Here is a 14,564-nt window from a genome sequence, read left to right as displayed (position 1 = left end):
GTGAAAACGAGATAAAAAACTACTTTTTAGGTAGTTTTTATTTTTTTATGAAAATATTTAAGAATAATTAGACATAAAAATAGCATTTCATCATATATTTTGTTGAAAACGGAGGTGCTATTTTGCATGATTATTCAAGAATTAGATTTTCAAAACGTGAAAATTAGTAGGCTTGGAGGGTACGATGGCTTTAAAGTAAGCTTCTCAATTAATCATCAAGGTTATATTTTATTAGCCGGAAAACAAGAAACTTTATTTCCTTTGTCTATTAAACATGCATTTATTGAAAAAGAAAAATGTCAGTTTTGCAATAAGCTTGTTTTAAAATCAGCAATTAGCCAGCAAATTTGTTTGCATTTAATACTTAAAAAAGGCGATTTATTAACATTCTTTCAGCAAAAATATCCAGAGCAATTTGAGTAAATATTTAGATAGTATTTAAGGAAAACTTCTAAGGAAAAACCACGTAGAGGTGATTTTTTGTTTATAAAAGTATACATAGAGTAGTTGAATCCTCGATAAATACTTAATGAAGTTTGAATAATTATTAATGGATATTCGTCCGCAATTATTGTACTATTCTTATAATTCTATTTTTATTGGGGGATTTTTTCATGACTAATTCTATATCACCAGCTACTGCAGTTTCTTTGGAGTTTTACGATTCAAGATTTGACGAGCAGTTAAAGAACTATTATTTAACGGATGAGCACTTAAAGTTTACTGGATTACCGATCGATAATTTAGAAATATGTAAATTAGAGGAAGAACGTCATGCTATCGTAATCGTAAGCAATAACGAAGTAGCCGGATTTTTTGTATTGCATGGTTGGGAAGGTGTTCAGCAATATAGCGATAACGTAGATGCTATTTTACTTAGGGCTTATTCAATTGATTCTAATTTTCAAGGGAAAGGTATTGCGAAACATTCTTTAAAATTATTGCCTGATTTTGTGAGAGTACATTTTCCAGAAAAAAATGAAATCATTTTAGGTGTAAACCATAAAAATATCGCTGCACAGCATGTTTACTTAAAAAGTGGATTTGTTGATAAAGGCGTAAGAGTAATGGGGAAAAAAGGTGAGCTTTTTGTAATGCATATGGACCTAATATAAGTTTGGAAAGAGGAAGAAACAATGTACGGAGTTGTCGCATTATTTGATGAAAAAACCGAAAAAATTATTAGAAATATATGGTCAGAGTTAAGAGAAAACTCGATTTCGTTCTATGCTGATGAAGTAGTGGATCGCAAGCCGCATATTACTTTGGCTAGTTACCATGAGCTAGATTTATCAAAGTTCACTTCACAATTGGATGCAATTTATGAGAATGAGTCGGAAATAAATATTACTCTTAATTCAATCGGCTCATTTTTAAACACTGGGATATTGTATTATTCACCAATTGTTACAAAAGTTTTGATAGAGTTTCATGAGAATTTTCACGCTCAGTTTAAACAATTTAATGATAATCCAAAGTCCATGTATTTACCTGATAGCGAGGTACCGCATTGTACTCTAGCAAACCGTTTGACACCGGATAAATTAGTAGAAGCATATAATTTTTGTTTATATCGAAATGAAATAATTGTTGGAAAAATACAGGAGATTGGCGTTATTGAGTTGGTTAATAAGCATAATGCGCCTATCGTTTATTCAAAATCATTAAATGCAAAAACTCGTAAATGATTGCGGGTTTTTTATTTTTAAGTCTCTGTTAAAGTAGATTATTGATTTCCTTGAGTAACTAAATGTCAGTTTAGTGAAATAAAAAGTGAATTAATCCATTAATATCTGTATTATGTTAACTGCATAAATCAGTTGTACAGAGATAATAAAATTGTTTAATTTGCAATTATTTTGCGGTAATGAAATTAAATACCAAATAAAGGAAAAATCCTCTTGACAGTCGAATATTAGCCTAGAACCAAAATTAACAATTCCGATGAGGAGGATTCTTGTGCGTCCACGACCATTATCTATTGAAAATCCAGAGAATGCTAGGTATGTTAGTCTTGTGCCTGATGGAGATATTAAAGAAATACTTAGTAAGCAACGAACTAATACCATTACCCTTTTAAGCAGCGTATCAGAGGAGTCATCAAGGAAGGCGTACGCACCAGGGAAATGGACTTTAAAAGAAGTGATTGGGCATTTGACCGACTCGGAACGTGTGATGTCGTATCGAATGCTTGCCATTGCACGAAATGAAAGTGCACCACTCCCAGCAATGGATCAGGATCAATATGTTTCTGCGGCAAACTTCAATAAATTATCCTGGGAGCAGCTACTAGCTGGTTTAGACACGGTACGCTCCAACACGTTAAGCCTTATTTCAACCATTGATGATGTAGCGTGGGATCGTAATGGAACTGTAATGAACAAGCCAGTTTCGATAGGTATCATTGCATATGGCATTGCCGGGCACGAATTACACCATATGAAAGTGATTAGTGATAAATACTTATAAGTCTTTTTCTATTAATGAAAAAACCTAACTTCTCATTTAGGGTGCGTTAGTTGAAGAAGCAGCAAAAAAAGGATCTTTCCTGTTGAAAGTCCTTTTTTTATTGCCGATAACGGTGTTTATGCAAACTAGATTGTATTAAATTTTCACGTGAAAACGAGGCGTACTTGTTCAACTAAATGGCAGATTAGTTTAAGTGAAAAGATTCACAAATTGGTTCGGGTTTTTAAACTCATCCCCATCGAATTCGCACAAGAGAAACATAAGTAATTTAAATGGGGTAGATAAACCAGTGTTTTTTATTTGAACCTACTTTAAAGAGCCTTGCTACGTATAAAATGTAGTAAAGCTCTTATTTTTTTGTAAAACTATTAAGATGAACAGCTACACTCACTGTATGAGAAGTTGTATCTGATAATTCCACTGCAAAATCCCAATTATTACAATGCTGTGAAGAACAACATCTGGACACACACCAAATTCTGTCCTTGCCTTTTGAAGTAATTTCTGCAATACCTTATCCTTATTTTCTTCGGTGCAATTACCACATAAATATTTACCTTCTGGTAGTATTGTTAGCCCTTCTCGAGATGGATATTTTAAGCAAATTGCAAACAATCGTGTTTTTTCTGATGTTGTTATCATTCCTGCCATATCCTCAAACAAAAATTGTGATTGCAACGGTTCTTCAATTTGGTTATAAAAATGATTGTGATAGTTCCTTAAATTATCTAATGTAGGGTATTCCAATTTATTTGAGAGCATGATAACTCTTTTTGATATATGTTTGACAAAGAAATCCCCATTTTTGTTATCTAGGTTATTTAACTTATTTTCATAATCTGTATAGGCACGTTTAATCCTTGATTTTGCGAATTGCAGGCGAACGATTTTCTCATCTGCATTTATTTCTGCCTGTTTTAAAAGTGCTATAACTCTAGGGAGATCATTCTGCTGCAAAATGTCTTTTATCTCCGTCAAAGTTAAATCCATTGTTTTAAGAAGTTCAATTGTTTGAAGTTGTACTAGCTCCTGCTCAGAATAATATCGATATCCAGTTAGTTCATCTTTATGGCATGGCTTTACCAGACCTATACGGTCATAGTGCCTCAAGGTTTCACTAGTCGTGCTAACTTTTTCTGCTGCTTGCTTAATTGTGTATAAATTATTCATAATTCCCTCTTGACCTTTTTGTAACACAAAGATTTAAAGTGGAGTATATCATTGAACTGAGAAAATCGCAATGGTGTGAAATAACAAAATAAGAGAGGTTAAATAAGAAGGATTAAAACAAATGAAAAAGATAGAAGCTAAAGAAGAAGTACGTATAGAAAGTGGCTATTTTGATGGAAAGGGTTCATTTCATGTTATAAAGGACAGCGTGGAAATTGAAAGAGACGTTAGAAATATACTCACATGATCACCCTTTTTTAGTGAATGATCAAGCGATGACTAACCTTGTTGTAAATGGGAACTAAAATCACGGAAAAGGGATACTTTTACAAAAAGCGTGGGTTCGGAATGGCTGTGACCAGTGAGGCAAAGCATATCATTTTAAACGAGCGGAAAATGGAACTGTTAGGTAGATTTCGACAATCGGTGAAAATTGGTATATCAAGAGAGGAAAATTATAAGTTGTCTAGCGGTATCTGCGATTGTTTATGTTTTATGTGTTTTGGTAGTTAGTCGCAAAAAGATTTAAATGATAAATTTTAATAATATCCTTTAACAAAGAATCAAAGATGGTTATACCATAAAGGTGAAATGCGCTTCCGATATATCTTGTTAAGTCGAAATAAAAAGGATGAGCTTACAGCCTATACTTGAATAGAGGATAAACATGCGACAGCGCACCTTCACTATCATGGTTCTACTGCATACAAGATGAAATTACTACTTAGAGATTATTGGGGGTATAATAACGATTAAATTTTTTAAACCTATTATTGCAGGTGCAATAATGATTTCACTTACAGCATAACTCCTTTGAAAAGCTAAGTAGGGATTCTATCGAGATACACGCATCTCTGAATACCTAGTATATAAAGCTATTTACAATATTGCTCACCAAGTATAAAAATTAAATTCGTATAATATAGAAAGAGGTACCATAAGTTATGAAAAAATATTTTAAAAATCTTTTGTCTGTGACTGTTGCTCTTGGATCAGTAGTGATCTTTGCTTCTGCTTGTACAACAGATTCAGATTCTGATGTTTCATACGAAAAGAAAAGTTATTCTGTAGAAGCAGAAAGTATAAAGCAAATATCTCTGTCTGACAAAGGGAGAAAGGTTGAATTAGAAGAATCAAAAGACAATGATATTCATATAACTTATTTCGAAAGTGATAAGGAATCCTATGATATTCATGTTTCAGACAATGATGAGTTAGTAATGAAGTTAGTAACTGATAAAGACTGGAAAGACTATGTAGGATTCCAAACAGACGAAGAACATCATATTGTAAAGATAGCTGTTCCAAATGGTATTACTAGTGAAGTTAAGATTCAAACCTCCAAAGGGGATATTGTTTTAACTGACTTAAAAATAGATGGTTCTATTGAAACTATAACAAATGGAGGGAAAATAGAACTTACCAACGTAACGGCTAACAAAAAATTGAAAATGAAGACCAAAAATGACGATATAAAATTGAATGATGTAAATATAAAAGATTCCATTGATGCAACAATTACCAAAGGTAATATCAAGGTATCAAATGTGGCAGTGGGAGATACGTTGAAATTGAGAACGAAAGATGGAGATATTACCGGGTCTGTGATAGGTTCGTATGATGTATTTAAAATTTTTAGTGAGGCTTCTAAGGGTAAAAATAATCTACCTGAAAATAAAAAAAGTGGGAATAAGACATTGGACGTAGGTGCAAATAATGGAGACATAAATCTCGAATTTGTTAAGTAACCAATTTTGCTATTAATTAAAACTGTCTGATACAAAATCCTCAACGGTAAATCTTTTTGGATCCGATAGATCTGAAGTATTGAAGTTGAGGATTTTGTCTATATTTTTGCCATTATCACTAATTGTGTATATTCATTGAATAAAACTTTTAGAGTCTTTTTTATGCAAAGGAGTTAACAATGAAAGTAGAGTGGTACAAACTAGATAATGCCGGAAAGCTATATGCTTCAACTGTTACATCGAGAGTTTCTACGGTTTTTAGACTCTCAGTAAACCTTAAAAGCATTGTTAATCCTGAAATTTTACAATGGGCTATTGAACAAACATTAGAACAACTACCTCTATTTAAAGTAATCGTAAAGAAAGGGATTTTCTGGAATTACTTTAAAAAAACGAATGAAATTCCAATTGCTTCAAATGAGCATTACTATCCTTGTTCTAATCTGTTTTTTAACAGTCATAATAAATTACCCTATCGTATTTTGTATTATAATAGAAGAATTTCTTTTGAAGTCTCACATATGTTGACAGACGGTACGGGAGCCCTTGAATTTTTAAAACACTTGGTGACTTATTATGTAATAAGGAAACAATCTCTTAATTTGCAAATGGAAACGAAAAATAGAAATAGCTTAGAGTTTGAAGATTCTTTTTCTACATATTACGAAGAAAATGTACCAAGCTGGCAAGAAACCCTTGATTATGCATACAAACTCCCATTTAAGTTTGATAAAAAGGGCGTATATCATATTACTACAGGAAAGATTGATATAGGCGAAATAAAACAGTTAGCCAAACATCAAGGCATAAGCATTACCACTTATATAATATCTAAATACATAGAGGTATTAATCGAAATTCAAGCTGAGCTAGCAGATAAACCTAAACCTATTACCATAAATGTACCTGTTAACTTGCGGAATTTTTTTGAAAGTCAAACTCTCCGCAATTTCTTTGTTAGTATACCTATAACAATTGATCCTCGTTTAGGAGAATACAAATTTCATGAGATTGTCCATAAGGTTGAAATAGAATTTAAACGATATTTAAACAACAAACAACTGAAACCACTTATTGCTCGAAATGTTCGAGGAGAAAAAAATGTCTTGCTACGACTTTTACCACTTACAATTAAGGACCAATTGGCACCTATTATACACTCGAAATTTGGGGAAAGTTTGTATACAAGCTCCATCTCTAATTTAGGAGTAGTATCTCTGAATAAGGACATAGAACCTTTTATTGAACGATTTGAATTCTATCCACCCCCCAGTGTAGGTAATAAAATAAAAGCCGGAATTATTAGTTATGGTTCTTTCATGTATATCACTTTCGGAAATATATCTGATATTCGTATTGTAGAACGGGAGTTCTTTAGAAAACTTAAAAAAGATGGTATTCATGTGAAAATAGAATCTAATCGGAGTGGATTTTAGTGGCTTATTGCCCAAAGTGCGGTATTCAAGTAGAGAGGGACCAAATACCTTGCCCTTTATGCTTTACCTATATTCCTAAAGTTTCTAGTGATAAACAGCTTCTTAAAGATAATGGTTTTCCACAATATTACAGTATGTATGAAAATGTAAGAGATAACATACTAAAAATAATTTTTCGTATTTTTAGCGTAGGTGCTCTTTTAGCTCTTTTCATCACTACATTAATTAATTTTATATTAGCTGGAACTTTAACATGGTCTCTATATAGTAGCAGTTCAGTCATTTCTTTTTGGATTGTAATTTATGTCTTCTCTAAGAAAATTAAAAGGAAAACTCTGATATTAAGTATTACAGCTACATGTTTATTACTTGCATTAGATATGGTAGATGAACAAATAAATTGGTCTTTTACTATAGCAGTTCCTATTTTTTTAATGTTCGTTACTTTAATTTGGCTGAACAAAGTGTTTTATAAAAAGAACAAAAAAAGATGGCTTGCTTTTGTGGGGATAATTACCATATCCGTATGTATTTTAACAGTATGGATCGATTTTATATTAGGACAATATATTAACCGTCCCTATACCTTTTCAAGGTCTATTGAGGATATAAAAGTCTTTTTATCTATTGGTACAGTTTGTCTAGTTCTCTCCTATGGTTTTCCAAATAAATGGAAAGAAATATTGAAAAGCAAATTTCATTTTTAACTTTCTATTCAATTCACAAGTGGAACATGACAAAAGTATCCAATTGAATTAGAGGTCGAAGGGAAGATTGACGTTTATCCTCATCACAAAATAACAAGAAAGATAATGGATACGTTTATTTAAATATGAGGTTAATATTTGAGAAACCAAAGGTGTATTGAAATTTTTCTTATACAACTAACTAATGCATTAGTTACATAAGAAAATGACCACAAAAATTTTTGTGGTCATTTTCTTTTACTTAAAAAGCAAGAATTTAACAGAGCCAAGTATGATATTCCTTTTATAACTCTATTTGATTCTGGATTCACATATTTATGCTTCTAGAAGTTAAATGTATCAAAATTTAAACTAATTTATTAAAGAAAAGAGGTAAATAAGTAAATTTATGAAATGTGCACTTATTTTGAATTAGAATTAGCTGGCGATTTATCAAGCTCAAGATGATTTCTCAAACTACTTGTTATAGCATTTACGCTAGTTTGATCAGGCATATAATAGTAAATCCTGTCAATATAATCGTCTTTTCCATCCAATTTTAATGTCGTTATGTTTTTAGGATTAGTTTCTTTCATATCATTGAATAAAAATAAGCCTTCAGACAAGCTCATATTTGTTGTGACATTTTTACTAAATACACTTGCATATTTATCTATTTTAAATAAAGTTTTGGGAGACTTTAATTTATCGATAATTGCTAGCATGGCTTGTTGTTGACGTTCTTCACGTCCAAAATCACCACGGGGATCGCGCTTTCTCATTCGAGCATAGGCTAAAGCTTCTGTACCATTCAGATGTTGATTTCCTTTTTTGAAGTAAACCTTATAGCGTGGTTTAGTATCAGTATATTGCCAAAAATCAAATGGAACATCAACATTAATTCCACCAACTTCATCAACAATATTTTTAAAACCACCAAAGTCTACAGTAACATAATAGTCGATTGGGACGTGTAAAAAGTTTTCTACTGTATTGACAGTTGATTGAAGACCACTATTATATGCACCATTAATTTTAGATTTTCTTTTTTGATCTGGAATTTCCACGTAAGTATCACGAGGAATACTCATTTTTTGTATTGTATTATCTTTAGGATTAACTGTTACTAAAATAATTGAGTCAGTTCTACCCCCTTGACCTTTTGTTGCATAGTTTTCAATTCCTAGAAACAAAATGGAAAACGGTTGAGTATCTTTTAATTCTTGATTACGCATACTTGAGTGAATAACTTCACCCTGAGTAGCATTTTGTAATTTAAAGTATGCTTTTATTCCCTTATATCCAATAAATGCTATAAGAATTATAACTAGCAACAGCAATATTTTAAGAGACTTTCTTTTTGTTTTTCTGATTTTTTTAGGCTTTTCTTTCATTTGTTTAGCAAGAGCTCCTTTTGAGATTTTTGTATATTCTTTGATTTGAATCAGAATATTTAAGATGAAATATGATTAGCATAATTTAAACATTAAAGTTTTACAATACAGATTTGGTTAAATTTTTTTAATGAATAAACCAAAAAGATCAATTTCTAATGCAATTTAATCACCTTTGTTTAAAAGCTAAACTTGATTATTTATATCCATTAAAACCTTCGAAGAAAGGAGTATTAAAATGGCTTTACTTCTTATTACATTAATAGGTCAACATAGCTACCTATTGATATTCTTAGTAAACCTTCTTGAACTATTAGCATTACCTATATCTGGAGAACTTACCATGAGTTATTCAGGATATTTAGTATTTCAAGGCAAAATGAATTATTTTTTATCCATATTGTTAGCAGTATTAGGGGCTATAATAGGTATTAGTTTATCTTATTTAATAGGTAATAAATTTGGTTATCGTCTTATTCAAAAGTATGGAAAGTATATTCATTTTGGACCGGGAAAATATCAAAAGACTGCAAAGTGGTTTGATCATCATGGCAATAAATTACTGATATTAGCTTTTTTTATCCCAGGTGTTAGGCATTTTACTGGATACTTTTCTGGTATTTCCAAATTGCCATATTTAACATTTGCTCGTAATGCGTATATTGGTGCATTTTTATGGGGAGTGACATTCGTAACCCTTGGGAAAATTTTAGGTCCAGAGTGGGACAAGTTTCATCATTCCGCTAGTAAGTATTTAGGAATTGGAATAACTTCTCTCATAATATTTATTTTGATAATTTTTTTAACTAGAAGATACAAATTGTTTATTAAATCATTTATTAATCGTTATATTTCATCCCTGTCAAAATTTTTTACTACATTAAGAAGAATGGAAATTTTTATATTCTGTCTCTTTGCAGTTTTTTTGTTAATGTTTATTTCTACACTAGGATTAAGTGAGGAATATTTAAATAATGAGTTAAATGAATTAAATGAGGTTAGTAGATATTTAATACGTACATTATTTAATGAAGATTGGAAAACGGTGATGAACGGGTTACTCTTCCTCCAAACCCCATTGTTTTTATTAGTCATTTCATTCGTAACTTTCAGTGTACTTTTTTTAAATAGACGAGATTTATTGTTAGAAAGTTTAATTTGTTTATCTACTATTATTGGAGGAGTGTTACTTAAAAAGATTTTAATTAGTATTTTTCACTATTTAAAGCCAAGTTTAGGTTCATTGTTGAATCTTGGATTTCCGAATGAGCAGTCATTTATGTCAGTTTTGGTTTACGGATTTTTTGTTTTCATTTTAGTTCGCCATTTGACCAAAACTAATCTTCAAAGCCTCCGTATTTTTCTGCCCTTCATTTTTTTATTACTATTATTTTTGATGGGTATAGCTAACGTATATTTTTCAATTCGTCTGCTAAGTGATGTATTGGCAGGGTACACGTTCGGAGCAACTTGGCTATTTTTAAATTTAGTGTTACTCGAACTTTTTAGGCTAATTCAAAATAAAGTTGATTAAAATTTAAGTTGAATATTATCGCTTCCAATTGATGATCTTAATGCTGACAGTAGACTTGTAGCATTCATGCAATGTATAAAGATTTCATCGTGTACCAGATAGGCCAATTCATTTTTGTGGCAAAAATCCTTTACGATAAAATTGTATGGATTATGAATATGTAATTCAACTAGCTGATGCTTTAGTTGCATAAGAGTTCCAAAGGTTGTCTAATTAGATAACCTTTTTTTGTTCAAAAAACAACGTTTTAACTTAACAGAGCTATTTTTAAAGAAAGTTTACCTGATTAATAGCTAAAAGCTTCAACTCAAATAAACGAATCGAAAGTAACTCAATCGAGTTGTTTCCGATTCGTTTATTTTATTCATTTGAGTCGTTTTGAATCAATAAATGTTGTTTTGTTGGGGTTCTTTAGTTTTGGCATGGTTATTGCAATATAAATGGTATAGGGGAAAGAAATAGGGAAATGAGAGGGGAAATTACTAATGACTTTTAACAAAGTACAAAATGGAACGACTGAAATTTTTGAGAGAACGTTGACTTATGATTTATACACTGATCCGAAGGTTTTGGTGGAAGAGCAAGAGAAAATTTTTTCAAAGACTTGGCAGTTAGTTGGGCATGTTAGCCAATTAGAAAATTTAGGGGATTTCTTTACAGCTGAAGTAGCTGGTGAACCGATTATTGTAACACGTGATAAGGACGGGGTTATTCGAGCTTTTTATAATGTTTGTCCACATCGAGCAACTAAGCTAGAGAAAAATGAAAGTGGAAATAAGAAAATTTTACAATGTGCTTACCACGGATGGACGTTTCATTTAGATGGTAAGTTAAATAAAGCACCTAATTTTAAAGGGGAAGATTTAGCTTGTGTATCAAATGCTTGTTTACGTTCTGTGAGGATGGAAATTGCTGAATCATTCATTTTTGTTAATTTAGATGATCATGCTACGTCATTAATCGAGACGTATGGAGATTTTTTTGAAAAGCTAAGTAAGTTCTCATTTTTAAGTGAGTTAAAAAGAACGAGCAGTAAATCTAGAGTAATTAAAGCAAACTGGAAAGCGTTTATTGATAATTATTTAGAATGTGATCATTGTCATATAGCACATCCAAGCTTTGTGGCTACTTTAGATATGAAAGACTATCAAATTATTACATGTCAGAATTATTCTGTTCAAGGTTCTGTTGTGAAAGCAAATAAGAAAATGGGTTCATTAGATTTTAATGAAGTAGAAATGCAAGGTGGTACGTTCTATTGGTTATGGCCGAATTTAATGATGACTATTTATCCAGGACCAGGAAATATTGCTACGATCCAAATGGTCCCGGTCGATCATGAGACAACACTTGGAATTTACACTTACTATTTTAGAGATGAAAACTTAACACAGGAAGAAAAAGACTTAGTTGAATTTGCTGAAATAGTACGAAATGAAGATGTTGAGTTAGTTGAATTAGAGCAAGTTGGATTCCGCTCACGAGCATTTAATAAAGGCCATTATTCTTCTTCAGAGCAAGCAATTGTTCAGTTCCATGAGACTGTCTTAAAAGCACTGGAGGCAGAGTGATGATGAACAAAGTAAGTCCAATGAAAGAATATTTATTTATTAATGGGGAAGAAGTACAAACATCTGAGTATTCAAATTTGTATTCTCCATTTACAAGAGAAGTTATTTCAGAGATTGCTGTTGCTACAAAAGAACAAACAGAACAGGCAATTGAAGTAGCATATCAGTCAAAAGACGAGTTTGCTAGAATGCCAGCATTTGAGAGGGCACAAATTCTTGAAAATGTCGTGTTGCTATTAAAAGAAAATTTTAATGAAGCTGCTGAAATCATTACAAAGGAAACTGCAAAACCAATAATGTTTTCAAGGGGAGAAGTAACAAGAACAATAGAAACATATAAATTTGCAGCTGAGGAAGCAAAACGAATTCATGGCGAAACAATTCCATTCGATGCTGCTTCGGGAGGTGTAGGAAGAGTAGGGTATACAGTAAGAAATCCAATCGGTGTTATTGGAGCGATTACTCCGTTTAATTTTCCTATGAATCTAGTAGCACATAAAGTAGGTCCAGCTATTGCGTCTGGTAATACTGTCGTTTTAAAACCGGCATCTCAAACGCCACTTTCGGCATTATTTATTGCTAAATTATTCAAGCAAGCTGGCTTACCAGACGGAATCTTAAATGTTGTGACAGGTCCGGGTCGTACAGTTGGAGATACGATTGTTGAAGATGAGCGAGTAAATATGGTTACGTTTACTGGAAGTACGAGTGTAGGGATTAACATTAGAAATAAGGCGAAGTTAAAGAAAACAACACTTGAGCTTGGATCAAACGCTGCTGTTATTATTGATAAAAATACGAACGTTGATAATATTATTGATCGTTGTGTAATGGGGGCCTTTTCAAATCAAGGTCAAGTATGTATTTCCTTACAGAGAGTATTTGTTCATGAAGAGATTTATGAGGAATTTACGAACAAATTCGTAGAAGCAACGAAAAAACTAAAACTTGGTAATCCTTTTGATGATGAAACTTATCTTTCTTCATTAATTTCACCTGATGAATTAGATCGGGCGTTAGACTGGATCGAAGAAGCAAAACAGAGCAATGCAAATATCCTTACAGGTGGTAAAGCGCAAGGAAATATTTTGGAGCCTACAATCATTGCGGATTGTACATTTAGCTTAAAAGTTTCATGTCAGGAAGTTTTCGCTCCAATCGTAACGGTTAGCAAAGTGAAATCAATTCAAGAAGCGATTTCTCATGTAAACAATTCGCGCTATGGTTTACAGGCTGGAATCTATACGGATAGTGTGTCGAATGCATTACTTGCCTCAAATGAACTGCATGTAGGAGCGGTCATCATTAATGATATTCCAACTTTTCGAGTTGATAATATGCCATATGGTGGTGTAAAGGAAAGTGGAACAGGAAGAGAAGGAATAAAGTTTGCAGTAGAAGAAATGACTGAGTTGAAGCTAATTGTTTGGAATCAAAACTAAAGTAGGAGAACTGATATGAAAAAACATAAAATAGCGGTTATTCCAGGGGACGGTATAGGTCCAGAAGTGATTAATGAAGGAATGAAAGTATTAAATAAAATAGCAAGTCTCGATGCTTCTTTTACGTTCGAATTTACATCATTTCCTTGGGGATGTGAATACTACGCACAATTTGGAAAAATGATGGACGATGATGGAATTGACCGATTAAAGGAATTTGAAGCAATCTATTTAGGAGCGGTCGGATTTCCTGGTGTACCAGATCATATCTCATTATGGGATTTGTTATTAAAAATTCGTAAAAGCTTTGATCAATATGTGAATATACGACCTGTAACGCTATTAAATGGGGCACCGTGTCCTCTTAATAATATAGAAACCGATGATATAAATATGTTATTTATCCGAGAGAATACGGAAGGTGAATATGCAGGAGCAGGTGATTGGCTGTATAAAGGAAAAGAACATGAAGTAGTTATACAAAATAGTGTCTTTTCTCGAAAAGGTACAGAGCGGATCATTCGCTATGCGTTTGAAGTGGCCCTAAAAGAGGGGAAAACAGTAACAAGTATTAGTAAGGCTAATGCTTTAAATTACTCAATGGTATTTTGGGATCAAGTATTTGAAGAAGTAAGTAAAGAGTATCCTTCAGTAAAAACATACTCTTATCTTGTTGATGCAGCTGCAATGCTTATGATCAAAGACCCGAAACGGTTTGAAGTAGTCGTGACTTCTAATTTATTTGGAGATATTTTAACAGACTTAGGTGCAGCCATCGCTGGAGGTTTGGGTCTTGCAGCTGGAGCAAACATCAATCCTGAGAGAGAATATCCGTCAATGTTTGAACCAATTCATGGCTCAGCACCAGACATATCAGGTAGACAGATTTCCAATCCGCTCGCTGCAATTTGGTCAGCAAGCCAAATGCTTGATTATCTCGGATATGAAAAGTATGGTAAGTTAATTCTTAATGCGATTGAAGAATTATTAATAGAAAACAAATATTTAACACCTGATTTAGGAGGGGCATCAACTACATCAGAGGTAGGGGATCGAATCGTTGAAATAGTTGCCTCAAGAATGAGTGTGTTACATACACAAACAAATTAACGAA

General features: G+C 32.4%; 14 protein-coding genes. 12 read left to right on the top strand and 2 right to left on the bottom strand.

The annotated features are described in order from the left end of the window. The first annotated feature begins 126 nt into the window (after nucleotides 1-126). From CN601_RS15400 to CN601_RS15385, 4 genes are all read left to right on the top strand, one after another. Nucleotides 127-423, top strand: coding sequence for a hypothetical protein (locus CN601_RS15400; RefSeq protein ID WP_098171541.1), 297 nt, complete (start codon nucleotides 127-129; stop codon nucleotides 421-423). Nucleotides 424-614: 191 nt separating this feature from the next. Then, on the top strand, nucleotides 615-1,115 hold the full coding sequence (locus tag CN601_RS15395; protein WP_098171540.1) for a GNAT family N-acetyltransferase: 501 nt from the start codon (nucleotides 615-617) through the stop codon (nucleotides 1,113-1,115). A gap of 21 nt (nucleotides 1,116-1,136) precedes the next feature. Next, entirely contained in the window at nucleotides 1,137-1,688 is a 552-nt protein-coding gene (locus CN601_RS15390; RefSeq protein WP_098171539.1) for a 2'-5' RNA ligase family protein, read from the top strand. Nucleotides 1,689-1,959: 271 nt separating this feature from the next. Next, nucleotides 1,960-2,469, top strand: a complete 510-nt coding sequence (locus CN601_RS15385) for a DinB family protein (RefSeq protein ID WP_098117019.1) — start codon at nucleotides 1,960-1,962, stop codon at nucleotides 2,467-2,469. Between the two features lie 387 nt (nucleotides 2,470-2,856). On the opposite strand, the gene CN601_RS15380 is transcribed toward CN601_RS15385, so the two are convergent. After that, the gene (locus tag CN601_RS15380; RefSeq protein ID WP_098171538.1) at nucleotides 2,857-3,639 is read right to left on the bottom strand and encodes a MerR family transcriptional regulator; all 783 of its coding nucleotides are present in this window, start codon (nucleotides 3,637-3,639) and stop codon (nucleotides 2,857-2,859) included. 121 nt (nucleotides 3,640-3,760) lie between these two features. Between CN601_RS15380 and CN601_RS28015 the strand changes: the two genes are divergently transcribed. From CN601_RS28015 to CN601_RS15360, 4 genes are all read left to right on the top strand, one after another. Continuing rightward, the gene (locus tag CN601_RS28015) at nucleotides 3,761-3,886 is read left to right on the top strand and encodes a hypothetical protein (RefSeq protein WP_373604981.1); all 126 of its coding nucleotides are present in this window, start codon (nucleotides 3,761-3,763) and stop codon (nucleotides 3,884-3,886) included. Nucleotides 3,887-4,583: 697 nt separating this feature from the next. Beyond that, on the top strand, nucleotides 4,584-5,387 hold the full coding sequence (locus CN601_RS15370) for a DUF4097 family beta strand repeat-containing protein (RefSeq protein ID WP_098117021.1): 804 nt from the start codon (nucleotides 4,584-4,586) through the stop codon (nucleotides 5,385-5,387). 179 nt (nucleotides 5,388-5,566) lie between these two features. Continuing rightward, a complete protein-coding gene (locus CN601_RS15365) occupies nucleotides 5,567-6,823 on the top strand; it encodes an alcohol acetyltransferase (RefSeq protein WP_098117022.1) in 1,257 nt (418 codons plus the stop codon). After that, the gene (locus CN601_RS15360; protein WP_098171537.1) at nucleotides 6,823-7,530 is read left to right on the top strand and encodes a DUF6320 domain-containing protein; all 708 of its coding nucleotides are present in this window, start codon (nucleotides 6,823-6,825) and stop codon (nucleotides 7,528-7,530) included. Before CN601_RS15365 ends, CN601_RS15360 begins: the two co-directional genes overlap by 1 nt. A gap of 401 nt (nucleotides 7,531-7,931) precedes the next feature. Here CN601_RS15360 and CN601_RS15355 read toward each other — a convergent pair whose 3' ends face one another. Further along, complete coding sequence (locus CN601_RS15355) at nucleotides 7,932-8,903, bottom strand: LCP family protein (RefSeq protein WP_098171536.1); 972 nt, start codon at nucleotides 8,901-8,903, stop codon at nucleotides 7,932-7,934. A gap of 238 nt (nucleotides 8,904-9,141) precedes the next feature. Between CN601_RS15355 and CN601_RS15350 the strand changes: the two genes are divergently transcribed. The 4 genes from CN601_RS15350 (at nucleotide 9,142) to CN601_RS15335 (ending at nucleotide 14,560) form a co-directional block, all read left to right on the top strand. Continuing rightward, on the top strand, nucleotides 9,142-10,437 hold the full coding sequence (locus CN601_RS15350) for a VTT domain-containing protein (RefSeq protein ID WP_098171535.1): 1,296 nt from the start codon (nucleotides 9,142-9,144) through the stop codon (nucleotides 10,435-10,437). A gap of 485 nt (nucleotides 10,438-10,922) precedes the next feature. Beyond that, a complete protein-coding gene (locus CN601_RS15345) occupies nucleotides 10,923-12,008 on the top strand; it encodes an aromatic ring-hydroxylating oxygenase subunit alpha (RefSeq protein WP_098171534.1) in 1,086 nt (361 codons plus the stop codon). Then, the gene (locus CN601_RS15340; RefSeq protein ID WP_373604980.1) at nucleotides 12,008-13,450 is read left to right on the top strand and encodes an aldehyde dehydrogenase family protein; all 1,443 of its coding nucleotides are present in this window, start codon (nucleotides 12,008-12,010) and stop codon (nucleotides 13,448-13,450) included. Before CN601_RS15345 ends, CN601_RS15340 begins: the two co-directional genes overlap by 1 nt. Nucleotides 13,451-13,465: 15 nt before the next feature. Beyond that, on the top strand, nucleotides 13,466-14,560 hold the full coding sequence (locus CN601_RS15335; RefSeq protein ID WP_098171533.1) for a tartrate dehydrogenase: 1,095 nt from the start codon (nucleotides 13,466-13,468) through the stop codon (nucleotides 14,558-14,560). Nucleotides 14,561-14,564: the final 4 nt, after the last annotated feature.

The organism is Bacillus sp. AFS017336 (assembly GCF_002555445.1).
Classification (GTDB): Bacteria; Bacillota; Bacilli; order Bacillales; family Bacillaceae_G; genus Gottfriedia.
The sequence above is the reverse complement of the archived record's forward strand: the minus strand, read 5'-3'. Positions and strand labels throughout refer to the sequence as shown.